The 24,560-nt window shown below is 59.2% G+C and carries 21 protein-coding genes and 1 pseudogene; 7 read left to right on the plus strand and 15 right to left on the minus strand.

The features are described 5' to 3' along the window. The first annotated feature begins 2 nt into the window (after positions 1–2). Genes cyoB through cyoE form a run of 4 tightly spaced genes read left to right on the plus strand, consistent with a single transcriptional unit; the run spans position 3 to position 3,788 of the window. The gene (gene cyoB / locus OC445_RS11335) at positions 3–1,976 is read left to right on the plus strand and encodes a cytochrome o ubiquinol oxidase subunit I (protein ID WP_089042642.1); all 1,974 of its coding nucleotides are present in this window, start codon (positions 3–5) and stop codon (positions 1,974–1,976) included. Between the two features lie 3 nt (positions 1,977–1,979). Further along, on the plus strand, positions 1,980–2,594 hold the full coding sequence (locus OC445_RS11340; RefSeq protein ID WP_034127104.1) for a cytochrome o ubiquinol oxidase subunit III: 615 nt from the start codon (positions 1,980–1,982) through the stop codon (positions 2,592–2,594). 1 nt (position 2,595) lies between these two features. Beyond that, on the plus strand, positions 2,596–2,934 hold the full coding sequence (cyoD, locus tag OC445_RS11345) for a cytochrome o ubiquinol oxidase subunit IV (protein ID WP_034127103.1): 339 nt from the start codon (positions 2,596–2,598) through the stop codon (positions 2,932–2,934). Beyond that, the gene (cyoE, locus tag OC445_RS11350) at positions 2,892–3,788 is read left to right on the plus strand and encodes a heme o synthase (RefSeq protein ID WP_197900733.1); all 897 of its coding nucleotides are present in this window, start codon (positions 2,892–2,894) and stop codon (positions 3,786–3,788) included. Before cyoD ends, cyoE begins: the two co-directional genes overlap by 43 nt. Before the next feature lie 214 nt (positions 3,789–4,002). On the opposite strand, the gene OC445_RS11355 is transcribed toward cyoE, so the two are convergent. The 4 genes and pseudogenes from OC445_RS11355 to OC445_RS11370 form a co-directional block, all read right to left on the minus strand. After that, positions 4,003–5,580 carry a histidine kinase famiy protein gene (locus OC445_RS11355; protein WP_198791169.1) on the minus strand — a complete coding sequence of 526 codons (1,578 nt, stop codon included), beginning with the start codon at positions 5,578–5,580 and terminating at the stop codon, positions 4,003–4,005. Positions 5,581–5,688: 108 nt separating this feature from the next. Continuing rightward, a pseudogene (locus tag OC445_RS11360) lies at positions 5,689–6,198 on the minus strand (ferritin-like domain-containing protein). 63 nt (positions 6,199–6,261) lie between these two features. Continuing rightward, a complete protein-coding gene (locus OC445_RS11365) occupies positions 6,262–7,146 on the minus strand; it encodes a manganese catalase family protein (RefSeq protein ID WP_014718025.1) in 885 nt (294 codons plus the stop codon). A 165-nt stretch (positions 7,147–7,311) separates the two neighbouring features. After that, the gene (locus OC445_RS11370; RefSeq protein ID WP_054895704.1) at positions 7,312–7,542 is read right to left on the minus strand and encodes a hypothetical protein; all 231 of its coding nucleotides are present in this window, start codon (positions 7,540–7,542) and stop codon (positions 7,312–7,314) included. Positions 7,543–7,862: 320 nt separating this feature from the next. Between OC445_RS11370 and OC445_RS11375 the strand changes: the two genes are divergently transcribed. Continuing rightward, a complete protein-coding gene (locus OC445_RS11375; protein ID WP_003190457.1) occupies positions 7,863–8,045 on the plus strand; it encodes a general stress protein in 183 nt (60 codons plus the stop codon). A gap of 68 nt (positions 8,046–8,113) precedes the next feature. Here the strand turns inward: OC445_RS11375 and OC445_RS11380 are convergent, their stop codons facing one another. The 11 genes from OC445_RS11380 to OC445_RS11430 all read right to left on the minus strand — a co-directional run bounded on the left by OC445_RS11380 (position 8,114) and on the right by OC445_RS11430 (position 23,821). After that, positions 8,114–9,232 (minus strand): fimbrial protein, encoded by a 1,119-nt coding sequence (locus OC445_RS11380; RefSeq protein WP_229999502.1) that lies wholly within the window; start codon positions 9,230–9,232, stop codon positions 8,114–8,116. A gap of 2 nt (positions 9,233–9,234) precedes the next feature. Continuing rightward, positions 9,235–11,832: a fimbria/pilus outer membrane usher protein gene (locus OC445_RS11385; protein ID WP_044273270.1), complete on the minus strand. Its 2,598-nt coding sequence runs from the start codon at positions 11,830–11,832 to the stop codon at positions 9,235–9,237. Positions 11,833–11,865: 33 nt separating this feature from the next. Beyond that, entirely contained in the window at positions 11,866–12,612 is a 747-nt protein-coding gene (locus tag OC445_RS11390) for a molecular chaperone (protein ID WP_054895706.1), read from the minus strand. A 71-nt stretch (positions 12,613–12,683) separates the two neighbouring features. Next, positions 12,684–13,232 carry a fimbrial protein gene (locus tag OC445_RS11395; protein ID WP_003190448.1) on the minus strand — a complete coding sequence of 183 codons (549 nt, stop codon included), beginning with the start codon at positions 13,230–13,232 and terminating at the stop codon, positions 12,684–12,686. Positions 13,233–14,155: 923 nt separating this feature from the next. Further along, a complete protein-coding gene (locus OC445_RS11400) occupies positions 14,156–16,498 on the minus strand; it encodes an ATP-binding protein (protein ID WP_198791168.1) in 2,343 nt (780 codons plus the stop codon). Further along, positions 16,495–18,855: an ATP-binding protein gene (locus OC445_RS11405; protein WP_198791167.1), complete on the minus strand. Its 2,361-nt coding sequence runs from the start codon at positions 18,853–18,855 to the stop codon at positions 16,495–16,497. The genes OC445_RS11400 and OC445_RS11405 overlap by 4 nt, the downstream gene beginning before the upstream one ends. Before the next feature lie 29 nt (positions 18,856–18,884). Further along, positions 18,885–19,550 (minus strand): response regulator transcription factor, encoded by a 666-nt coding sequence (locus OC445_RS11410; protein ID WP_003190442.1) that lies wholly within the window; start codon positions 19,548–19,550, stop codon positions 18,885–18,887. A 151-nt stretch (positions 19,551–19,701) separates the two neighbouring features. Beyond that, positions 19,702–20,367: a response regulator transcription factor gene (locus OC445_RS11415; protein WP_032892352.1), complete on the minus strand. Its 666-nt coding sequence runs from the start codon at positions 20,365–20,367 to the stop codon at positions 19,702–19,704. A gap of 324 nt (positions 20,368–20,691) precedes the next feature. Further along, the gene (locus tag OC445_RS11420) at positions 20,692–22,026 is read right to left on the minus strand and encodes an EAL domain-containing protein (RefSeq protein ID WP_054895709.1); all 1,335 of its coding nucleotides are present in this window, start codon (positions 22,024–22,026) and stop codon (positions 20,692–20,694) included. Between the two features lie 137 nt (positions 22,027–22,163). Further along, positions 22,164–22,586, minus strand: a complete 423-nt coding sequence (locus OC445_RS11425) for a hypothetical protein (protein ID WP_032892354.1) — start codon at positions 22,584–22,586, stop codon at positions 22,164–22,166. A 20-nt stretch (positions 22,587–22,606) separates the two neighbouring features. Then, positions 22,607–23,821 (minus strand): EAL domain-containing protein, encoded by a 1,215-nt coding sequence (locus OC445_RS11430; RefSeq protein WP_054895710.1) that lies wholly within the window; start codon positions 23,819–23,821, stop codon positions 22,607–22,609. Between the two features lie 192 nt (positions 23,822–24,013). Between OC445_RS11430 and OC445_RS11435 the strand changes: the two genes are divergently transcribed. Further along, positions 24,014–24,268 carry a hypothetical protein gene (locus OC445_RS11435; protein ID WP_014718023.1) on the plus strand — a complete coding sequence of 85 codons (255 nt, stop codon included), beginning with the start codon at positions 24,014–24,016 and terminating at the stop codon, positions 24,266–24,268. 5 nt (positions 24,269–24,273) lie between these two features. Further along, positions 24,274–24,552 (plus strand): hypothetical protein, encoded by a 279-nt coding sequence (locus OC445_RS11440; protein ID WP_020303212.1) that lies wholly within the window; start codon positions 24,274–24,276, stop codon positions 24,550–24,552. Positions 24,553–24,560: the final 8 nt, after the last annotated feature.

Genomic DNA, 24,560 nt, shown 5'->3' on the forward strand with positions numbered 1-24,560 from the left:
CCATGTTCGGAAAACTGTCGTGGGACGCGATCCCAACCACTGAACCCATTGTGATGTACACCCTGGCCGTCGTGGGCCTGATCGGGGTGGCGCTGGTGGGCTCGATCACCTGGAAACGCAAGTGGGGTTATTTGTGGCGCGAGTGGTTCACCTCGGTGGACCACAAGAAGATCGGTTGCATGTACATCATCGTCGCGCTGGTGATGCTGCTGCGCGGGTTTTCTGATGCGATCATGATGCGCACCCAGCAAGCCATGGCCGCCAGCGGCGGGCCGGGTTACCTGCCGCCGGAACATTACGACCAGATCTTCACCGCCCACGGCGTGATCATGATCTTCTTCATGGCCATGCCCTTCGTCGTCGGTTTGATGAACATCGTCGTGCCGTTGCAGATCGGCGCTCGCGATGTGGCTTATCCGTTTCTCAACGCCCTGAGTTTCTGGCTGTTCGTGGTGGGTGCGGCGCTGGTGAATATTTCGCTGGGGGTTGGTGAGTTCGCGCGCACCGGCTGGGTCGCGTATCCGCCGTTATCCGAGCTGGGCTACAGCCCCGGCGTCGGCGTGGATTACTACATCTGGTCATTGCAGATATCCGGTATCGGCACGCTGCTCACGGGGGTGAATTTCTTCGTCACCATCCTGAAGATGCGCACCGAAGGCATGACGCTGTTCAAGATGCCGGTGTTCACCTGGAATGCGCTGTGCACCTCGGTGCTGATTCTGGCGGCATTCCCGATCCTCACCGCCACCCTGCTGATGCTGACCCTGGACCGCTATCTGGGCATGCATTTTTTCACCAACGAGGCCGGCGGCAACCCGATGATGTACGTGAACCTCATCTGGGCCTGGGGGCATCCGGAGGTGTACATCCTGATCCTGCCCGCGTTCGGGGTGTTTTCCGAGATTGCCGCCACCTTCAGCAGCAAGCGGCTGTTCGGCTACGTGTCGCTGGTATGGGCGACCATCGCGATCACCGTGTTGTCGTTCATCGTGTGGCTGCATCACTTTTTCACCATGGGCGCGGGGGGCAACGTCAACGCGTTCTTCGGCATCATGACGATGATCATCGCGGTGCCGACCGGCGTAAAAATCTTCACCTGGTTGTTCACCATGTACCGCGGCCGCGTGCGCTTCGAAACGCCCATGCTGTGGACCCTGGGCTTTATCGTGACCTTCAGCATCGGCGGCATGACCGGGGTGCTGCTGGCGGTGCCCGGGGCCGATTTCCTGCTGCACAACAGCCTGTTCCTGATCGCGCACTTTCACAACGTGATCATCGGTGGTGCGGTGTTCGGCTATATGGCCGGCCTGACGTATTGGTTCCCCAAGGCGTTCGGTTTCCGCTTGAACGACAAGCTGGGCCGCATCGCCTTCTGGTGCTGGCTGGTGGGCTTTTATTTCGCGTTCATGCCCTCCTACGTGCTGGGTTTCATGGGCATGACGCGCCGTCTCAATCATTTCGACAACCCCGAGTGGCGGCCCTGGCTGCTGCTGGAGCTGGTGGGGGTGGCAATCATCCTCTGCGGCGTGGCGGCGCAAGCCTTGCAATTGTTTGTCAGCATCCGCAACCGTCATCAATACCGCGACCGCACCGGCGATCCGTGGGACGGGCGCACCCTGGAATGGGCCACCGCGTCTCCCCCGCCGCTGTACAACTTCGCCGAGCAGCCCAAGGTCAATGACCTGGACGCGTACTGGGGCATGAAGGAGCGCGGCGTCAGCACCCTGAGCCACACCGACTATCGCAGCATCCATATGCCGCGCAATACCGCGTCGGGCTTGGTCATCAGCCTGTTTGCGCTGGTCTGCAGCTTTGCGTTGGTGTGGCACATCTGGTGGTTGGCGGCGTTCGGCCTGGTGGCCTCGGTGGTCGCGTTCGTGGTGCGCAGCTACGACGAAGACATCGATTACTTCGTGCCCGCCCAGGAAGTCGCGCGCATCGAAACGGCCCGTCTCAAAGACCTGGCGGAGGCTTGACCCATGTCCAATATCGTTATGGAAAAAGACATTGCCCATACCCACGAACAAGGGCATGAAGACGCCGGTTCCCTGAGCCTGTTCGGGTTCTGGATCTACCTGATGACCGACTGCATCCTGTTCGCGACCTTGTTCGCCGGCTACGCCGTATTGCGCGACAGCGTGGCGGGCGGGCCGTCGAGCATGGATATTTTCGAACTGCCCTATGTGCTGGCCGAAACCATGCTGCTGCTGTTGAGCAGTATCACCTACGGCTACGCCATGCTCGCCATGAACCACGGCAAGCAACGCGATGTGCTGCGCTGGCTGGGGCTCACGTTCGTGTTGGGCGCGGGCTTTATCGCCATGGAGATCAACGAATTCCACCACCTGATCGAAGAAGGCTACGGGCCGGACCGCAGCGGCTTCCTGACGGCCTTCTTCACCCTCGTGGGCACCCACGGCGCGCACGTGTTGACCGGGCTGATCTGGATGGCGGTGCTGATGGTCCAGGTCAAGCAACGCGGCCTGACCAGCACCAACGCCACCCGGCTCAGTTGCCTGAGCCTGTTCTGGCACTTTTTGGACGTGGTGTGGATCTGCGTCTTTACCGTGGTCTATCTGTTGGGGGTGGTGTGACATGTACAAGCAAAGCTCGCTTCACAGCAGTGCCGGTACCAGCCATGGCAGCAGTCGCTCCTATCTGGTCGGGTTCCTGGTGTCAGTACTGCTCACCCTGATTCCGTTCGCCCTGGTGATGTTCCCGTCACTGCCGCGCACCGTCACCGCCTGGTTGGTAGTGGCGTTGGGCGCGATACAAATCGTGGTCCACCTCAAGTTCTTCCTGCACCTGGACACGGCCGAAGAACAACGCTGGAACCTGATTGCGCTGATTTTCTCGGCGGTCATCATTCTTCTGTTGGTGGGGCTTTCGTTATGGATCATGGACAGTATTCATCACAACATGCTGGCGCACTGAAACACTGGCGGGGGCTGTTCAATACCGCCATCGAGCTCACCAAGCCGGGCATTATTGTCGGTAACCTGGCCTCGGTGCTGGGCGGTTACCTGCTCGCCGCCAGCGGGCATGTGGCCTCGGTGACGCACGGGCTTGCCACCCTGCTCGGCACCGCCCTGGTGATCGGGTGCGGTTGTGTCATCAACAACTGCATTGACCGCGACATCGACCGGCGCATGGTGCGCACCTGTCATCGGCCATTGGCACTGCGCATCATCAGGGTGTCCACTGCCGCAGGCTATGGGATCGTCCTGGGCGCCTGCGGTTTTGGCTTGCTGTGGGGCGGCAGCAATGCGCTGGCGTGTGGGCTGGCAATGGTCGGGCTGGTGATCTATGCGGGGGTCTACACCTACTGGCTCAAGCGACGCTCCCACTGGGCCACCTTGATTGGCAGCCTCTCTGGGGCGATGCCGCCGGTGATCGGCTATTGCGCGGTCACCGGGCGGTTTGACCTCACGGCCATGCTACTGATCGCGGTGTTCTGTTGTTGGCAGATGCCGCATTCACACGCCATCACCGTGATGCGCCGCGAGGATTTCCGCGCCGCAGGCCTGCCGCTGTTGAGCCTGGCCCAAGCCCATCGGCAGATCCAGGCGTACATGCTGGCCTTCCTCGCCAGCGCCCTGATGCTAGGCGCGGTGGCGCAGATGGCGGCGTTGTATTTTGTGGTGATGCTCGGGCTGGGGAGTTATTGGCTAACCCTCGCGGCCAGCGGTACACGCCTCGCTGACCCGACCGGCTGGGCACGCAGGATATTCGGGTTTTCGATTGTGTTGGTGCTGGCGCTTGACCTGGCGCTGGCGGTGCTGAGGTAGCTTTGTGGGCGGCGCCCTCGAGGGATGCAATGCTCAAAGCAACGAAGATCAACTGTGGGAGCTGGCTTGCCCGCGAAGACGTCGGCCCACCCAACATTGATGTTGACTGACCCGCCGCTATCGCAGGCAAGCCAGCTCCCACAGGGGATTGCGCTTAACTGACTGGCATTGGGGCAAGCCCGCTCCCACATTTGGGGCACAGTGGCCTGCTCGATCAGGCATCGAGCACCGCCCGGATTTTGCGCGGCAAATCAGCAGGCTGATACGGCTTGGGAATCAACTCGAACTCATGCACCTCTATCTCCGCGCGGGCCAATGCGTCTTTCGCATAGCCGGTAGTCAGCAAGATCCTGATGTGCGGATACAAGCGCGACACCTCCCGCGCCAACGCCGCGCCATTCATCGCGCCGGGCATGATCAAGTCACTGAACACCAGGTCATACGTCGCCTGCTTGAGCATGCCCAACGCCTCGGCGGCATTGAGGGCGATGTCCGTGTGGTAACCGTAGTCAGACAGAATGACCTGCGCCAACTCGGCCACCTCGGGCCGGTCCTCCACGATCAGGATGCGTTCGTTACCTTGCGGTGAGATGGCTGTGGGGGGCTGCTCGACCCACAGCTGGCTGTCATCTGCAGGAAAGTACAAGCGAATCGTCGTACCGATGCCCGGGTCTGAATGAATCCGCGCCGTGCCGCCCGATTGCTTGACGAAGCCATACACCATCGACAACCCCAGGCCCGAGCCCTGGCCTTCTTCCTTGGTGGTGAAGAACGGCTGCATGACTTTGTCCTGAATACCTGCGTCGATGCCGTTGCCGTTATCCGAGACCGAAATGCTCACGTAACAGCCCTCGGTCAACCCATCACGCTCGGCACCGACATCGCCCGTTACCTGGACGTTGCAGGTCTGGACGGTTACCGCTGGGTCCGCACGCCCGCGCAAAGCATCCTGGGCATTGGATAACAGGTGCTGCACTGCCAGCTCCGCCTGGACAGGGTCGATGCGGCAGTTCCACAGATCTTCGGCAAGTTCTACATGCAACTCGACGCCCTGCAGCGCACGTGCCATGAATTCGGGGCGGCTGAGCAAGCTGTTCAAGTTGATCACCCGACTGTCGAGCCGTTGCTTGCGCGAAAACGCCAGCAACTGCTGGGTCAGGGTCTGAGCTTTTTCCGCCGCGGCCCTGGCACGGCTGGCACTGTTGACGATGCGCTGCGGATCGCTACCGGGGCGCTTGGCGCTCTGCTGGATCAAGTCGAGATAACCCATCATCACTTGCAGCAGGTTATTGAAGTCATGGGCAATGCCACCGGTCAGTTGCCCCAGCGCTTCCAGGTCTTGTGCGCGACGCACGCGCTGTTCGGCATCGTGACGCCGGCTCACGTCCAGCTGCGATGCGAAAAAATACACCAGTTGCCCACGTTCGTTGAACAACGGCGAAATGAACAGCTCGTTCCAGAAGGTCGAGCCATCCTTGCGGTAGTTGAGCACCTCGACACAGGCCTCATGGTGCTGCTCAACCGCGCGCTGCACCTGGTGCAGCGCGTTTTTGTCGGTTTGAGGCCCCTGCAAGAACCTGCAATTACGTCCGATCACTTCGTCCAGTTCAAAGCCTGTCAGGGTCAGGAACGCCCGGTTGGCAAAGATGATCGGGTTATCAGGCCCCGCGGGGTCGGTCACGATCATTGCACTGTGGCTGGCTTGCATGGCCGCAAAGAACAGGTCTTTGCGGCTGGCAGACAGCATTGCCAATTCCATACCGTCGACCACAGGCTTCTTCTTTGTCGCCAAGGTTCACCTCCAGATACGTGGTACGTGTTCCATGGACCGTGAAAACGCTGCGCAGTGCCATCTTGTGCCGAGCGGACGCGGCGCCCCCGAAGGGCACCGCACGTGTCATTAACGCTTGGCTTGTGTGTCAGGCGCCTCAGAGCGTTGCAAAAACGCTTGCGTAAGCTCTGGCAAGTGCTCGAGCAACCACTGAGCCATGGCGACTTCCTGGGGTAGAATCTTTTCGCACGCCGCTTGTGTCTCGGCGTCACCCGCTGCCTTCGCGGCCGCGATGAGCACCGTGTAGCTGGCCACTTCCATATTTTCAAACACGTAGCCGGCCATCGCGCCCTTGATCACCTCGTCACTCATCAGCGAGCCACCGACCGCCTGACCGAAAGCCATCAGCTTGCCGCCCACGTCTTTAAGGGTCGAGGCACTGCCTCCCAAACGCGTCAGGCATTCGTCAATCAGTTACTGCTGCCCAAGGGTTTCCTCAATGTGCTCGTCGATTCGCGCCTTGAGTTGGGGGTAATTCTCCAGGCGCTCGGACTGTGCCTTGAGCATTTTCTCGGCCTGTTGCTCCATCGCATGGGCATCACGTAGCCAGTCGAGCAGGTTTTCCTGTGGGGTTGCCATGTCGTTGTCCTCGTCAAGAAAGTCGAAAGCACCGCACGCCCTTCAGCGTGCGGCTATTCTCAATCAAAGGTCGGGCTTGGGCTTGAGGCCCGCCCCCAGGTCAGCGCCGGTGGTGGGGTCGCTGGTGGGGTCCGAGAGCGTGCGGATTTTCATCGCGCTCAGCACCGCTTCATCGTCGGCGTCCAACTGCACGCTGGCGGTGCCGTCACCGCCATCGACCGCCGGTTGTGGGTTTTCCACAAACTCCCAACCGTCACCCTGGTTCCAGGGCCCGCGCAGGTTCTCCGCGCCTTGGGACATGTTGAAGTACACCTGGGTGAACTCCGGTTTGCCCGGCAACTTGCCCTGGGGAAAATTCGGCTGGATCGCATGCAGCGCTTTTTCGAAGGATATCTGGTGAGCGATTTCCCGCGTCATCAAAAAACCCAGCGCATCTTTTACACCCGGGTCATCGGTGACGTTCATCAACCGCTCATAGACAATTTTGGCCCGGGCTTCGGCGGCGATATTCGAGCGCATGTCTGCGGTGGGTTCACCAATAGTGTCGATGTAGGCGGCGGTCCACGGCACGCCGGCAGAGTTGGTCAAAGGCGAACCCGCCCCGTACAGCAGGCTGGTGATATGCGAGTCATTGCCGGCGCCATTGAGGGCACGATACAACTCGCCCTCCTCTTCCACGCCTTCGGCCATTCGCCCCTTGGCGCCCTTGTTGAGCATGACGATGATGGAGCCGACGATCTCCAGATGGCTGAGTTCTTCGGTGGCGATGTCCATCAGCAAATCTTTGCGCCCCGGATCGTCTTCCGCCAAGGCTTGGGTGAAGTAACGGGACGCGGCGGCCAACTCACCTTGGGCGCCGCCAAACTGCTCGAGCAAAAGGTTGGCCAGGCCCGGATTGGGCTCGGCGACGCGGACGGTGTATTGAAGTCGCTTGTTATGTAGAAACATGAACAAATCTCCTCAGGCTTACGGAAAAAGGCGCCCTGCTGGAATGCGCGCCTACCTTGCATGGGAAGTGGCCTGCGCGTGGAAAATTTCAAAATAAACCGACGCCTCACGACCAGCGGTAATGCGCTGCAGGCCAAGCGAAACGGCACTTGTAGCGCAGTTCTCTCAATCGGCGCCGTGGTTTTCCGACTCGGGCACGGCGTCGATGCCGGGCGTACCGTTGGCGGGCTTGATGCTGGCGTCAGCGGGCGTTGCGGCGCTGTCGGGATGGTCCCAATCGGTGGTCGCGTTGGGGTCTTCGTCGCGCCCGGCAGTGCCGATGACGCAACCGTCTTCATTGGGTGCGTCTGGATGCTCGAGCGGCCGGTACTGTGGGTTGGATGGGTTGTGTTTCATGGCTGAAAAGCTCCCGTTCACAGGTTAGGAACCTCGTTGGAACCACACCCTTTTTTGGAGTGCGACGAAAAAGACGAATGGCAGGACCGTTAACTAAACCAGCAGTTTCGATCTGATTAATATCAAAGCGCTGGCCGGCAATAAAAGTTATACGAAGCGGCGCATCAACCAAGTTTCTGTATAACTTTTTCAGCGAAATTACCGTTCGTCGCCGGTTAGAAAAATCGGTAAAACATTTTTCAAAAAGCCAATATCGGAATAAGTGTCCGTTGCGAAACGGCCAACTAACGAAACGCAAACTTAGCGACTGGAGAACTATCATGACTACAGGTAATAAAAACCCGGGCAACTTTGCCAATGATCGCGAAAAAGCCTCCGAAGCCGGTAAAAAAGGCGGCCAAGCGTCGGGCGGGAACTTCGCCAACGACCGTGAAAAAGCCTCGGAAGCCGGCCGTAAAGGTGGGCAGCACAGCCATGGCGGCGGTCGGAAGTCGGGTTCTTGAGTAACGGTGGGAGGGGCAGCCTGGCTGCCCCTTCAAACCAAACGCACAGAACATAAGTGACATATTCATCACTGATAAATAATCGTAAACGTCGCCGACGCATTGGCCGGGCCTGGCGTGACTCGGTTGGCGGTTTGCAGATAACGGGCACGCAAGCGGATGTTGTAGCTGGACTCGAAGGACAGTGGGTTAATACCGCTGGCCCGATTCATCCCCAGGGGTACCGGGGTACTGTCTAGTGTCGCTACTTGGATGCCGACTCCGCTTGCGGCAGGCGAATTACCTGTGCCTGTGGGATCAATGCTCAGCACGCCCGTACTGGCATTGATCGCCGGGCGCGAGGAGTCGATGCGAAATTGCAGGGTGTTACCCGCTAGGGTTCCGCCGGAGCCAACGCCGGTGGGTGAATTACCACTTTGCGAAAGCCAGCCAGGTCCGGTGGTGGAATAGGTGCCATGGAACGCCGGGCAATCATTCAAGTTGATGGAAAAATCTGTCCACCCTGTGGCGCTGTTAAGCCCGGTGAACTTATTGGTCAAGTGCGTCCCCATCGGCACTGAAACATCCGGCGTACTGCAGGTGCGCGAGACAATCTGGATACTGCCGGAGATGCCCATCCTGAAACCCTGCATCCTGGCATCGCCGAAGTTGCCAAACAGGCTCACGACCGGCAATGAGCTGCCAGCCAATACACCTGGCGTTACTTCCCCTAGTTTGATCAGTATCAATTCGAAGTTCGAAGGTCCATCAAACGGAATCAGGCAGCGAGAGCCCGATGTGCAGGCAGTCCAGGATTTGTTGGTTTGCCTGGGCAGCACGCCGCCGAGACTATTGATAACCACCCCCAGCCCTGGAATTCGGGTTCTGTAGACCTTGTTGGCATAGGGGCCGCTGGACCAATTGGCTAAGCCAGAAGTCGCCTCGACCGTCAACTCGGTCCACTGTTGAAACGGAGCAAACCGGCAGTCCAGCTCGGGTGCCTGGCCCAAGGCCATGCTGAAGCGCTGTCGATAGACTTCGGCGCCCACCGGCACATCACGTCCGACGGTAATCGCCGAGACCTGCAATGGCATGTTGCCCACTGCGGCCTGGATACCGTTGTTATATGTACAGGTCACTGCCATGGCCGTATCGGCCATCGCCCAAAGTGCCGCCAGCGCTAGGCTGGGTTTGATCAAAGCGCCCATGTTCATAACGGTACCTTTTGCATGTTGTTGGGCGGCGTGCTGCCCGCGACCTGTTTGCCGGCGGCGCAAATAGCGTCCACCTGCTGCAATTGCTGGCCCTCGCCGGGGCCGGGAGGAATCATCAGGGCACACTGTTGATGGGTCTTGCTGCCCCAGTTGATCAACAACTGGCGGGTTTCTGGCTTGATCCGGGCATAGAGCAGACCGCCCTGCCCGACCATCCCCACCGAGGCGCCTTCGCCGTCGGTCACGCCTGCGCCAAATGGCAAGCTGCTGCCATCGTCCAGGCGCACATTGAGCAGCACCGCACGGCCCTGATTAGTGGTGTATTTAAGATGCACCACGGCGCCAGCGCGTGGGGCGACTTGTTGGCTGGTCTCGTTGAGTTCGACATCCAGCGAACTGCCAATCGGGTCGATGGCCACCTCGTTCAGCTCATAAGGCCGCAGGTACGGCACCACGGCATTGCCGCGACTGTCGAGCGTCAGGCCGGGGTACCCCGAAACCTTGGCGCCCGCGGCACCCGGCGCACTGACCACCGCCATGGTTTCGCCGCGGTACGGCGTCATGGTCACGCCCTCTGCATGGGCCACCACGGTGCCGCTGGCGCCCATCGAGGCGCTGGTATAGCCATCGCCACGCCCCAGTGCCGCACTGAGCATGGCTCGCCCACCCGTGTACTGACCGTTAAGCGCGGCGCTCTTGCTGTGGTTGGCGCCGTCATGGCCGAAATTGGCGCTATAGCCATATTGACGGTCTTGGCCGGCGGTGCCGCTGATACCGGCCTGCTCACTGTAATTGCCTTGGGTATCGCGGCCCACCTGCGCGGTTATTTGCGGAGTGTTACCCGACGCGCCGAAATCCAGGGGCATGCTCATGGTCAGCAAAAAGCTGTTCTCCATGTCGCCCAGCCCCATGCGGCTGCGGTTGGCATTCACACTGAAGCTGACGCGGTTGAACTGCTTGCTGTAGCTGAACTGGTACTGCACATCACTGCCCGGCTGATTCCAGTAGTTTTGCGCGTAACCGCTGATGGAGACTTGCCCCCAAGCCCCAAGGTTCTGGTCGGCGGTCACCGAAAAACGGCTGCGCGGGCGACCGAACATGCTCGAATCCCAGCCATTTTTCTCGGCATCCAGCAGTTGGATGGCGTTGCTGAAATCCAGGTAGTCCTGAGTGGAAAACCGATAGGCTGCCAGCGAGAAGTTACTGCCGGTACTGAGCACATTCTTGCTGTACGACACCCGCATGCTCTGGCCCTTGGCAGCGCCGCCGGCCAGGTCGGTCTGGGCGTGCGTGATGTCCACGGCCATCGCACCGATGGGTGTGCCGAACGCCAGGCCGGTGAGCACCGCCGTGTAGTCATCGCTCGATTGCAGACCGGCAAAACCGGTGAAGGTATTGTTCAAGCCGTACTGCACAGTCCCTTGCAGCAGGCGCGCCTGATCGTCGACGAAGTTGTTGCGGGTTTCACCCGCAGTGAGGCTGAACCGCGAGGTGCCGGGGCGCAGCAACTGGCTGACCGAGGCGTAGGGCACGATAAAGTTCTGCTCAGTGCCGTCGGCTTCGGCCACGCTCACGCTGAGGTCGCCACCATAGCCGGTGGAGTACAGGTCATCGATCACGAACGCGCCGGGCGCCACGGTGGTTTCCAGCAAGATATTGCCGGCCTGGCGAATGGTTACCCGCGCATTGGTGCGGGCAATACCCCGGATGACCGGCGCATACCCGCGCATCGAATCGGGCAGCATGCGGTCGTCAGTGGACAGTTGCACACCGCGGTAGGACAAGGTGTCGAAGATCTCGCCGGTGGTGTTGGACTCACCCACCGTCAGTTGGCTTTTCAACGCGGTGATATCACGCTGGGCGTATGTGTCCAGAGCCTGGTACCGGCTGCCCAAACGTGACTGCCAGCTCATGGACGCGTTGTGGCGCAGGCGCCAGTCCCCCAGGTTCAGGCCCGCGTTGAGGCCCATGAACGCCGAATCGGAGTTGCCACTGCGGGTGCGGTTACGATTGGCGTTGAAGTTGTAGCTGAGCATGGCGGCCGTCACGCCACGGTCCCACAACTGCGGGCTGACGTAACCCCGCGCATTACGCTTGAGCGCCACCTGGGGAATGCTCAAGTCCAGCGCCTGGTTCTCTGGGGAGAAGTTCGCGGTAGCGCCAGGGATTACCTGCCCCACTGCCGGGCACGCCTGACTGTCGAGCATCGTGCTGGCCTCGGGCGTAAGGCTGGCCATTTGCACACCCTGGCGCTCAAGCAAGCCACGGTTCATACACACCACCGGCTTGCTGCCGTCGGCCTGGGCGTCAATGCGAATATCCTGCCGGTTGTTCAGTTGCCCGTTGAGGATGATGTCGGCTCGGTATTGGCCTGGCATCACCGGGTTGCCGGCCTGGTAGGCACTCAGGTCAAGATTGCGCGAGTCTTCGGGCAGGAAGGCGTCATTAAACTGCACTTCTTGCGCCAGTGCGCCTTGCATGCCCCACACGCCTGGAGCAATGGCCAATGCCTTGAGGATCAGGGCAGTGAGCGGATTCAAGGCGAAGCGAGGCCGCGCCCGCAGAAAAAGCCTGGAGCAAGAAAAGGTCGACATAGATGACTCGCGGTTAAAAACGTCAGGAATGGATCAGGGCTGCAGCGTGTTGTGGGTCGGGACCAACGCGCCGTAATCGTTGATGGCGCTGAATTCCACCTGGGCCTGGCTCGACGGCCTGGCCTTGAGCGTGGGCAGCGCGAACTGCCGGGTTTCTCCAGGGCCGACCATGCCGTCCTCACTGCGATAGCGTTGGTTACCCGCCACCAGGTCCAACTCGATCAGCGAGACGTGGAACGCCGACGGGTTGTACGCCTTCAGCGCCAGGCCTTGGCCATCGCGTGCCGTAACCAATTGCCACTGCACCTGCTCAACCGCCTCATTGGGATTTCCAGGCAAGCCGACCGGGCGATAGAACAGCTTGATGCGCGAACGGAAAGCCATTTGCAGCGTATTAAGGTCTGCACCCGCCTCGGGTTTGGGCGGGATTTCGAGAACGTTGAGCCAGAACACCGACTCTTTGTCCTGCGCCAAAGGCGCGCCGGTAAAGAGCACTCGCAAGCTTTGGCCCTTGGTCGGGTCAATGCGCGCCACCGGGGGCGACAATAGGAACGGCGCCTTGGAGCTGGTGGGTGTCGATTCGACGCTGCCGGTGTCGATCCATGATTGGACCAGTGCGGGCAACGTGCCGTTATTGTTCAGTTTTACGGTGATTTCTTTCTGGTCCGCCGGATAGACCAGGCGCGTACCGGTAATCACCACTGCAGCGAATGCATGGGAACACATCAGTGTGGCCAGGCCGATCAGCAGCAGTGGTTTGAATGCACGTGTGCACGACATAGAGCAATCCCTTTACCGTCTGGATGCACGCCCTTCAATACCGAGCAGGGCGTGTGTCCAAAGCCTGCGACTTACTGATAATTGATGGAGTAAGTCACGGAGCCCACAACGGTGCCCGGCGTGGTGGCCGACTGGGCGTAGTACTGAACGGCGTACGGCAGCACAGCGGTCAGGGCAGTTGGGTCAACAGTTACGCGGCTGGTGGAGGTAACCTGAGACGTGTTGCCGGCCTTGATCGCGTTGCCATTGGTGGCATCCACCAACTGCAGTTGAACCTTGGTGGCTGAACCGCTGATGTTCTTCACATTACCGCTGGCCGGATCAACACCACCGCCCGACTCAAAGAACGCCGCCGCGGTTTTGATCGCAGCAGAGCACTTGCTCAGTTCGATGTTGAAACCGGTCTGGCCAGCTACTTGCCCGGCGGAAGCCAAGGAAGCGGTGGAGATGGTTGGCAAGGTGACGGTGGTCGCGCCGGAAGCTGCTGCACCATTGACGGCCACTTGGCAGGTCTCGGCTTTCAGCTCACCGTTGAAATCAATTTTGCCGTCCGAAGCCATGGCAGCAGAAGAGACGGTGGCAGCGACCAGTACAGCGAGGGCGCGAGCTTTGTAATTCATGAGTAACTCCGAGAGCACGATAGACTTGATTAAGTTTTGAAGTTCCCTGGACGGGAAATACTTCTGCGTTGTTGCGAAGTGAAGTGTAAGCAGCGCACTTAATTTTCAAAATAGGAGTGCTCTGAAAAACAAATAACCCGGGCAAATTACCTTATAAACAGGCGATTAAAAGCAACAAACAAAGCCCCCCACCATAGTGGGCTGGCTTTAATAAGCCAACAGACAAAGCGTCTATAGGAGTGGTCCTAAAAGCGCGCCTGAACGGTATATTTAAATCCAGCTTATATAATGGGTCATCGTTATTCTGATCATCAGATGTTGATTGACCCACCGTTATCGCAGCCTAAGCATCTACACAACTTCGAGGTTAGGCTGGACCCGTGGCGGCCTGACAGCCGACGCTTATTTACCTGGCGCCCCGCGATCCAACTGTGGGAGCGGGCTTGCTCGCGAAGGCGACCTGACAGTCAACACAGTTGGATTGGGTACATATCCGTTCCTGCGGTAACGGCCACCTAGGGTTCCGCCCTGACGGCGGCTCCCTTTTGAACAGCGCAAAAGCAAGCAAAACGCTCTTGCCCCACCACTCGGCACCTCGCCCAGGCGCGGTGTGCCCGTAATCCGCCAGTGATTTGGGGGCCGCCTGAGCGGCTCGCTTCGCATCGTGGTTACCATTGAGCGCTACAGAGTTGTATAGATACCCATGGCTATCGCAGGCAAGCTCTAATGCCGTTCAGTTAAGGCATTTTGTAGGAGCGAGCTTGCTCGCGAAAAACTCACAGGCGCCGCGCTCATTCAGGAAGCACACATTATCGTTGACGTTTTTCGCGAGCAAGCTCGCTCCTACAGAGGGCGATATACGCTTAACTGAACGGCATTAAGGCAAGCCCCACCTGTGAGAACGAGCGGGTACAGCAACGAGGCTATGCTGGCGCAGGCCTTTGACCAAGCAGCACGCTGAGACGCTCGGCAATCTGCTGCGCTGGCCAGTCACGCTCATCGCGCAATAGCCGTCCCAGGCTTTCGACAGTGCCCACCAGGTCGTCCCGCTCCAGCCCCAGCGCCGCCTCGTGCAGACGCTGAACTGCCTGCAACGCTTGGCTTCGCTCGCGCAAGGCCAGTGCCTCGATCAAGTCGTTGAAGGCCGTGCGCAGGATATGCGACTCCTCCTCTGGCTCTTCCTTGGGCATTGCCGGCAGCGGACCTTGCGGCATGTCACACCAAAGCTCGATCATCTGCTGCAACTTGGCCGGTGTAACCGGCTTGACCAGCCCCCCGTCGAGCCCCGCATCAAAACAACGCTCAAGGTGCTCGTTATCGCTGAAGCCCGCGACAGCTACAAGCGGACAATGGGCACGCTGCAACACCTGCTCCAACTCACGAAAGGCGCCCGCCAGCGGCTCGATTTCACTGTTTGGCAAGTCGCAATCGATCAATACCATATCGACCCGTCGCACATTGAATAGCGTCAACCCTTGGGCGCCATCAACCGCCAGCAACACCCTACAACCCAGCGCTTGCAGGTGTGCAGGCAGTGTCTGTTGGCCGGTCACAGGCGCCTGCACCACCAACACGTGTACACCGTTACCCTCCACTTGGGCCTGCGCCGCTTCAGCCTGGGGTATATCCAGGGTCTTGGCCCACTCGACAGACAGTTTGACTTCAACCTCAGTACCCACGCCTTGGGTGCTGTTGAGGGTCAGCTCACCCGACATCAGCCTCACGAGGCGACGGCAAATCACCAGGCCAAGCCCGCTACCACCGGTACGTTTGTAAGAGTGCTTGGCCCGTGCATAGGGCCGAAACAGGCTGGCCTGCGCCTGCTGTGACAAGCCAATGCCGCTGTCGATGATGCGGATCAGCACGTGCGGCACAGGAACCTCTGGCCATTCAACCACCTTGAGCTGCACCTCCACCCCGCCTACCTCAGTGAACTTGACCGCATTGGAGATCAGGTTGCGCAGCACCTGACTCAAGCGCATGCCCTCCAGCATCAAGGGGCCGCTGGGGCGTTCACCACTCAATGTCAGCAACAGGCCTTTTTCTTCGGCGCCGGCGCGATACTCCTCCACCACCTGCTGGACTAAGGCCCAGAGGTCCACAGGCTCCAGGGTCAGGGTCAGTTCCCCGGCCTCCATCCTGGAAATGTCCAGCACGTCATCCACCAGCCGCAGCAAGGTATTGGCGCCGCTGTTGGCCAATTGAGTGAAGTGGCGCTGCTGTTCGTCCAGCGGTGTGTGCTCCAACAACTCGATAGCCGCCAGCACCGCGTTCATCGGCGAACGCACTTCATGGCTGACCACCGCCAAAAACATCGCCTTTTCCCGCTCGCTCTGCACGGCCTGGCGGCGCTGACGACGGCTTTGCCAGGCGAACGCGATCAACAGCAGCACCACCGACAGCAACAGCCACAACTCACCCTGGAAATGCTCGGCGATGTCCTTGATCGTCGGAATGTCCAGGTTCATGTCATCGAACCAGGCGTCATAGATCGCTTTGCGCTCATCGTTGCTGATGGACCCCAGCACTTTTTCCAGGATCGACAACAGGATCGCGTCGCTGTCACGCACCGCCATGCTCACGCCTGTGTGCAATTGCGGCACCACCCCGGATACTTGCAACACCCCCTGATACTGCCGGGAAAGATAGGGGATCAGTAACCATTCAGAGGCGATGGCGGCATCCGCCCGACCGTCCTTGACCATCGCCATGATGTCGACAGCGTTCTGGCCGGAGATCACCGTTATGCCGGGGACTTTCTGCTGCAAAAACGCCTGATACCCCTCGCGCCCCAACATCACCAGGCGTTTGCCGGCAAGTTGTTCCAGGTCCACGAATGGCTGTTGGCCAAAGCGGCTGACGAGGATGGTGGAACTGGTGTTGTAGGGCGTCGTATAGCGCATGCCCAGGTCCTTGACCGGATCGTCGTCGCGGCGCCGGGTTGGCAAGATATCCACCTCGCCGCTGATCAGCATGTCCTTGCGGGCGCTACGATTGCCGGTGACCACCGACTGAAAATGCAGGCCCGTACGCGCCGCAATCAAACCCAGGTACTTGGCCGATAGCCCACGCAACTGGCCGTCGCTGATGTACTCGAAGGGCAGCAGGTTGTCGAACACACCGACACGCAGCACGGGGTTGGCGGCGATCCAGTCACGCTCTTGCTGGGTCAAGGTCATCGACGGCGGGTCGGCCTGCGCATCGGCCAGGCCCGCGCTTGCCAGCAGCAACCACCCCAGCAGCAGGCGCAACCGTACAACCTTCATTGTTGCGTCATCGGCGGCGGCGCGACCATGGCCAGCATGTCCAGCGGGGTCTCCTCGCTCACGGCACGCCAGTGCTGAACCAACGCCTGAAGCGTGTGCACGTAAACCGGGTTGCCCCAGCCCTCCTCTGCCCGCAACAGGTTCTCCATGTGCGCGGCCGCCTGGGCCAGGGCCGGCCATTCGATGATCAGTGCCGCGCCGTGTAACCGATGGGCAACATGGATGGCCGAAGGGCGATCACAGAGCGCCATCGCCCTGAGCAGGCTCCCCAGGTCGGCCGCCATCTCACGGTTGATAGCGGCCTGATCAAGTGTCGGGGCCATCAAGCTGGCACGCGGTGCCGCCAACGTGACGCCGCACCACTGCTCGATCACGTCACTCAACTGCCCCAGACGTATGGGCTTGCTCAACGCCCCATCCATGCCCGCCGCCAGGCAGCGTTGAAGGTGCTGCTCGCCGGTCAAGGCGGAAATGGCAATGATCGGGCAGCGCGCTCGCCCCCATTGCTGTTCGAGCGCCCGCAGTTCGCAGACCAGGCTGTAGCCGTCCTGATCCGGCAGGTCGCAGTCCATCAATACCAACGCGTAAGCGCGCTCAGCGAACCGCACGCGGGCCTGGGCCGCATCGGCGGCAATCACTGGCACACAACCAAACCCGCTGATTTGCGCCCGCAGCACTTCCTGGTTGGCCAGGGTGTCTTCCACCACCAGCAGCTGCAAACCATCGGTGACATGCAAAGGCATTGGGGCTGGGGCTCGCGTCGGTTCAGCGGCCTCAGGGGCAAGGGTTGCGGGCAAGTACAGGTTGATACACGTCCCCACTCCCGGCTCGCTGCGCAGGGTCAGCGAGCCTTGCATCAAATCGACCAATTGCCGACATATCATCAGCCCCAGGCCGCTGCCTCTCGCACGCTTGTAGGACTGACTCGCCTGGGCATAAGGCCGGAACAAAGAGGCCTGCACCGCTTCGCCCATACCGATGCCGGTGTCGCGGACTTCAACCTGCAACTGATGCTTACCGTCCAGCAAGTCTTCCAGGCGCAGGGTGATGTCAACAGCGCCGGTATCGGTGAACTTGATGGCGTTGGACAACAGGTTATGAAACACCTGCGTCAGCCGCGAACGGTCAAGCCACAACGACGGCAGGGGTGTCTGCACGCTCACATTCAGACTCAAGTGTTTTTCCCCCGCACGCAGGCGATGCAAGCCCACTACGCCATGCACCAGCGCGATGACATCCGTCGCCTCAAGTGTCAGACGTAACGCCTTGGCCCCTGAATCCGGCCGGTGCAGCACATCATCGAGCAAGCGCACCAGCATATTGGCGCCGCTGTTGGCCAAGTGCGCGAAGTGGCGCTGCTGGTCATTGAGTCGGGTGTGCCACAGCAGCTCCATGGCCGCCAGCACGGCGTTCATTGGCGAGCGTATTTCGTGACCCATCACCGCCAGGAACATGGTTTTTTCCTGCTCGTTCCGCTCGGCCTGCCGCTGCTGGCGGTAACCGCGATAGACCAGCACACACAAGCCAATCAACGCCAACATGCCCAGGATCAAAAGATGCAAGTAATGGCTGGCGATGTCCCACAGGGTCGGCGCATCTACCTCCAGGTCCCGGTACCAATGCTCGTACATCGCATTCTGTTGTGAGGGGCTGATCGAGCCTAGGGCTTTGCCAATGATCGAGGCCAGCATGGCGTTATCGGTGCGCACCGCCATGTTCACATCCAACATGCTGCTGCCCACCACGCCAGAAATTTCCAGCACGCCCTGAAACTGTCGATACAAATAGGGCATCAAGAAGGCTTCGGAGGCCACGACTGCATCGGCACCACCGTCCCGGAGGGTGTTCAGCATGGCCAAGGCCTGGGGGCTTTTGATCAGAGTGGCTCGGGGTGCCCTTTTTCTGAGCAACTGCTCGTAATACTCCACATCGGGGATCACGACCGTTTTATCTTGTAGCTGGTCAAGGTCAAAAATATCGGCGTCGTCGACACGGGTCACGATGATCGGCACGGTAGTGTCGTAGACCAGCGCGGTAAGATCCTCGATAGGCGGCTCGTCACGAAAGCGAAAGTGCGAAGACAGCAGGTCTACCTGGCCATCCAACAGCATGCGCTCACGTGCAGCCCGGGTCTTGACCGGCACATAGGTGAATTCAAGCCCCGTGGCATCGCGCACATATTGCAGGTACTGCACCGGCCGCCCTTGCAGCACGCCATTACTCATGTACTCGAAGGGGACCAGGTTTTCCATCACCCCCACTCGAAGGACCGGATGCTGCGCTATCCACAGCCGCTCCTGCTCCGTCAGCTCAACCGGCGCCGCACAGGCAAGCGCGGCATCCAGCATCAGCAACATGAATAAGAGGGCACCCGGTCGCCATCGCCTCATGGTGAGCCGATGATTTTATTGAGCTTGAACAGTTCATTGTTCGAGGTGACCCCCAATTTGCGAAACGCTGAGGTTTTCTGGGTGCTGATGGTCTTGATGCTGCGATTGAATTTTTCTGCGATTTCACTCACGGTCATGCCCGCCAGATAGCAGCGGATCACCTCCTGCTCACGGCTGGTCAGCTCGGCCTGGACCAGGGCATCCGAGGCTTCGCTGGGGTCTTTGCGCGTCTCGCTGGTGACGGTTTCCGCCAGGCGATACGTCATGTCGGTGCTCAGGTACACCGCGCCGGAGACCACCTTGCGAATGGCCTTGACCACTTGCGTCATGTCCTCGCCCTTGCCAACAAAGCCACGGGCACCGACCCGCATGGCCAGGGCCACGGTAGCCGGGTCATGATGGGCGGACAACACCAGGATCTGGCAACTGGGAAACTTGACCCGCAAGGCGCGGATCAGCGATACGCCATCCATCTCGTCGGGGCTCAGGGAGAAATCCAGCAGCAGCAGGTCAGCCGGAGCGCTGACCAGGCCGGCGAGCAAGTCGCGGCTTTTTTCATAAATGCCAACCACGTCAAAGTTGGCCTCGGCCGCCAAGGTGTTGGCGAGCCCATGCCGAACAACAGCGTGGTCGTCCAATAGAGCAATGCGTACAGGTTTCATCGTATTCGAACCCACTTGGCCCCGCTTAGGTGGCGCGGTCAAACAACAGGGACAGCTATTACGGCACTTCAAGGAGTATATTCAACAACCGCCAAAGGGCACGCCCGCCTACCGCTGTTTTTGCGCGCGTCGGCGTGGCCTGCGTTTAGCGTTAAACACTCTCGATGATGTGCTTGATCCGAAACAGCTCGTTGTTGGACATCACGCCCAACTTGCGAAAAGCCGAGGCCTTTTGCGAACTGATGGTCTTGATACTGCGGCTGAATTTTTCAGCAATTTCGGTGATGGTCATGCCCGACAGGTAACAGCGGATCACCTCTTGCTCCCGCGCAGACAAGCTGACAAAACGCATCGCGTCATCGCGTGATTGCTCCTCACCGTCATAGTTGACCGCCGTGGCTTCGGCCACCCGATAGGCCATGTCAGCACTCAGGTAGACAGCGCCCGAGGCCACCAGCCGCACTGCGCTGATCAATTGGCTCATGTCTTCACCCTTGCCGATAAACCCACGGGCACCGACGCGCAGGGCAAGAATCACCGTGGCCGCGTCATGGTGAGTGGAAAACACCAGGATTCGGCAGCCCGGGTACTTTACCCGCAGAGCACGGATCAGCAGGATGCCATCCAGCTCATGAGGGCCGAGCACAAAATCGAGCAACAACACCTCGGCCGGGTGTGTCAGCAGGCCGGCCATCAACTCACGACTGCGAGCGTAGACCCCCACCACTTCAAAATCAGGTTCCTGTACCAACCGATTGACCAAACCATGCCGCACGATTGCATGATCATCCAGCAAAGCAATTTGTAGGCGTTTCATAAATGACGGAACACTCTGTATAGCGTGCAAAAAAATGGACAACAGCGCTGCCTCACTCTGAATAAGTTAAGGTCCTCTCAGACTCATCCATTTCATCAATTACATCCGTGCAACTGAACATCACACGCCACACGCTCACTCCCTATAACTTAACGCGCACAGGCTCACCATCGCAGTTAAAAAATGCGCCAATTCTTCACAATAACAACGGTATAAAACTTAATAGATCTGCGAAAAACTTAATATAAGAAAACTCCTAAAAACCAAGAGCTGACCTACACACATCAAGTTCCAATACTTACCTGCCCGCCAAACTTTACAGCCTCAGCCGTTCTTTTCCCGCTCAATCACAAAGTTCAAGAAGGCGTCTATTTCCATCGGGCGCGCCAGCGCATAGCCCTGCCCTACCCGGCAACCCAGGCGGTGCAGCAGGGGGATCGTGGACTCGTCCTCGATCCCCTCCGCCACCAGGCTCAGGTTAAGCAGACCTGCCCAGTTCACAATGCCTGCGATCACCTTGCGTGACGAGGCGTGCTGCTCGACACCGCGCACAAACGAGCCGTCGATTTTCATTTCATCAAACGACAGGTTCGCCAACAGCTTGAAAGTGGCTGCGCCGCTGCCGAAGTCATCCAGCGAAACCTGAAAACCCTTGGCGCGAATAGTCGTCAATGACGCCGAAAGATGCAGCTCATCCGGCTCCTGCACATCTTCGGTCAGTTCGACTTTCAGCAAGCGGCTCGGCAGATCTGCCTGGCGCATGCGCAAGGCCAGGCGCTCGGCAAAATTGGGGGTGCACAGGGTCTTGGCCGACGCATTCACCGCGATAGGGATCGTAATGTTTTCGCGCTTTAACGCTAGCATCACGCGCAGAGTCCACATCTCCACCAGGCTGAACAGCAACAGGTCCAGGCCGAGACGGTTGACCAGCGGCATCAACACCGCAGGCGGAATTTCACCAAAGCGCGGGTGCTTCCAGCGCACCAACGCCTCAGCGCCGACGATGCGCCGGCTCAGCAACTCGAACTGTGGCTGAAAGACAAAGCGCAATCCCTCGCCGGTGGTCAGGGCGTTGATGACTTCATCCTCAGCCAGCGACTCAAACGTCATGGCCTGCAGCTTGGGGTCCGGTTGAGCGAGGGTCAGCAGCACCGTGCGCAAGGCATCGCCCAGCTCCAGCGGGCCACCGTCACGCAAGATCTGCACGCTGATTCCCGCCGACTGCGCCAGGCGCGAATGGGATTCCAGTGCGCTGATGGCTACGCCGCCCATGTGCTTGACCCACAACTGCTTAGCGGGCGCTTCGCACGCCGGTGTAACTGTTGCTTCGATCAAATTTTCCTGCACATTCAGGGTGGTTTCGCCGGTCCAGAAAATACTCGGAAACTGCATTAACGTACCCGCGTCATGCAGTGCTTTGAGCACACTTGGCAACATCAAGCCATCGCCACACTCGGAGCGGATTTCGCACACGATGATGTCCACGCGGTGCGCGCTTAACCACGCCTGCAGCGCCTCCAGCGAGGCGACCGTGGCCAGCGGCGTGACCCCCATGCCACCCAACGCAGAGGCGAGGCGCAAGACACACGCAGGGTCGGTTGCCAACGTGATCACGCGCAGGGCGCTGAACTCGTTAGGCACGGCGGCATTTAAGATCATGACAAAGAATTTCCCGAGATTGTTTCAGCGAAAAAGCTTATCAGTGCCTAAAAAGAAGCAAATAGGAATGGGACTAAAAGCATAAAACTGAGGCGGTGGCGGGTCCCGCGAAAAGCGTGCAATAGCTCACATCAGGATTAATTGGATTCCAGCAACGGTCTGCCCGAGCGCTGTTTTATTTGCACATCCACCCGATCCATGACGCGCGCCAGAATCGATCGGTCCGGAACACCGGAGGCAATAAAGCCGCAGCGTTGCGCCGTGACTGGATTATCGGGAAACGCTTGCAGGGTCACGCCCTGATAAATCAATGAGTGTCTGACACACGCGTACTCCTCAAGCATTTGCTTAAACTGTGCGCCCGCCGCGTGCACGGTTTCTTCATTGATCACCAACAGATCAAATACATCCCTTGCGTTATCCAATAACGTAATCAACACCTTGAGGGAATCGACAGGCACAACGCGGTGGTATCCCAAATGGCCAAGGTCTTTTTCAATACTCATTCGCCGGGTGGCATCGCTATCTACCAACGCGATCCGCAAACGTGGATTGGACATAAAAGCCCTCCTGATTGACATCAAATATTGCTGCGCGAGTTCAACTGGGTCGCCAGCCAGGCCAACGCGCGCGCAGCGTTCATGGGACGAGCACAGAGATAGCCCTGGGCCTCGTTGCATCCCAGCTTCAGTAATCCCTGGCGCTGGTTTTCGTTCTCGACGCCCTCCACCACCACTCGCATGCCCAGTGCCTCGCCCAGTGCCAATGTGCTACTGACCACGGCACGGTTGCGCGCACTGCTTTGAAGATCGCGGGTAAATGCGGCGTCCAGTTTGATTTCGGTAAACGGCAACTGGCACAGGCGCTCCAGCGAGGAATAGCCGGTGCCGAAGTCATCAATCGACAGGCCGGCACCCATCATGCGCAGTCGTATCAGGGTGTCGAGCACGGCGGGAGAAACTTCCAGCAGGCCGCATTCAGTGATTTCAAACGTCAGACGACACGCAGCAATGGCGTGGGATTGGAGTGAATCGCAAAGACGCGGCAATAATGAGCCACGACCGAGCTGGTCGGACTCCAGGTTGAATGCCAGCGATAAGACCTGCTGCTGCTCTGCCGACTGCTGCAAGAACTCAAGGCCTTGTTGCAACAGCGCGAAGAACAGTTCATCCAATGCGCCAACTTGAGCGAGCAGCGGCAAAAAATCTGCCGGATACAACAGGCCGTACTGTGGATGTTGCCAACGCGCCAGCACTTCAAAACCGCGCACGTGCCCCGTGCTCAAATTGAACTTGGGCTGGAAGAACGCCTTGAACTCATGCCTTGAAAAACCCCCAGCCACGCAGGCCTTGCTCAAGAACCCAGACCGGCTGCTTCGGCGCGCCTGCTTTGTCGGCGCGCCAATTCTCTCCAAGTAGCGGCTGAGCATAGGCGCAATGGCGCTTGCTGGCACCGGGAAGTCCACATAACCCAATACACTGATGCCCAACAGGCCTGCCATGCGATCAATTGCATCGTGCAGGTCCGTGCCATGGGCGCTGAACATAATGAGCGCTTTAGCCAAGTGGCCACGGCCGAGCACTTCGATGGCCCTCAAGCCGTGTGCGCCCTCGTCCTTCAAGTTGCACAAGGCGATATCGACAGGCCCGGTACGCTCGAGCAACTCAACGGCCGCCACGACATCGGCAACGGCGGCCACCTCTTCACACCCGACCTCCCGGAACACCTGGGTGGCAACAAGCCGCTTGAACGGGTGTTCTTCGATGACCAGAACACGAATAGGTAGGAAGGACATGGCAGAGCACACATAAGTGGGGATGTGCGAATTATCGGCAGACCTTCAGCCGGCGTATTTAGGAACGCTCCTAGAAAGGGCCAGAAATATGTAAGGTAGAACATCTGCCCCAGCAGCCATTACCTTGCCAGTATTTACGCCAACTGATTCTGAGCTAGCCTTAACGCGCTGAGTCCTTTATGCGGTGAACTCATGGATACGCTAACGAAAGCCGAAATCGAAACGGCCCTGTCCGCTCGCCTTCCCAAGTGCGCGGTCAAGTGCGCACTCAACGCGGACGGCAGCCTTTCAGTCACTGTAACGGCGCACGGTATGGACCAATTCACCATCGCCAACATCAACCGCGCCCACTACCACGGTGTTTCGGGGATCAACCGGCTTGTGCGGGAAATACGTGAAGAAATGGTCATCGCCAGACAGTCTTTCTGGCTGTCATCGGTGGGGTAACAGATATGCCAGACGCTACTGACGCAACGCTGCAACCGGTCAACATTCAATACCTGCATGACACGCTGTTCGGTGTGAACACGCTCGCCAGCGAATGCATGGGGCAACTTGTGCGCACTGCGCCCGGCGTGCAGTTGCGGCTTGCACCGCCATGGCCAAAGCTATTGCCGAAGGCCCACTGGATTAGCTTTGAATGGAATGGTCAGGCCTATCGTGGCGTGGTGCAGGAGGCTGAATCCTTGACCAACGGCGACTTGCTGATGGACATCGAACCGCAGCCGTAAACGCGCAC

Source organism: Pseudomonas sp. Pse35 (assembly GCF_024519715.1).
Taxonomy (GTDB): Bacteria; Pseudomonadota; Gammaproteobacteria; order Pseudomonadales; family Pseudomonadaceae; genus Aquipseudomonas; species Aquipseudomonas paracarnis.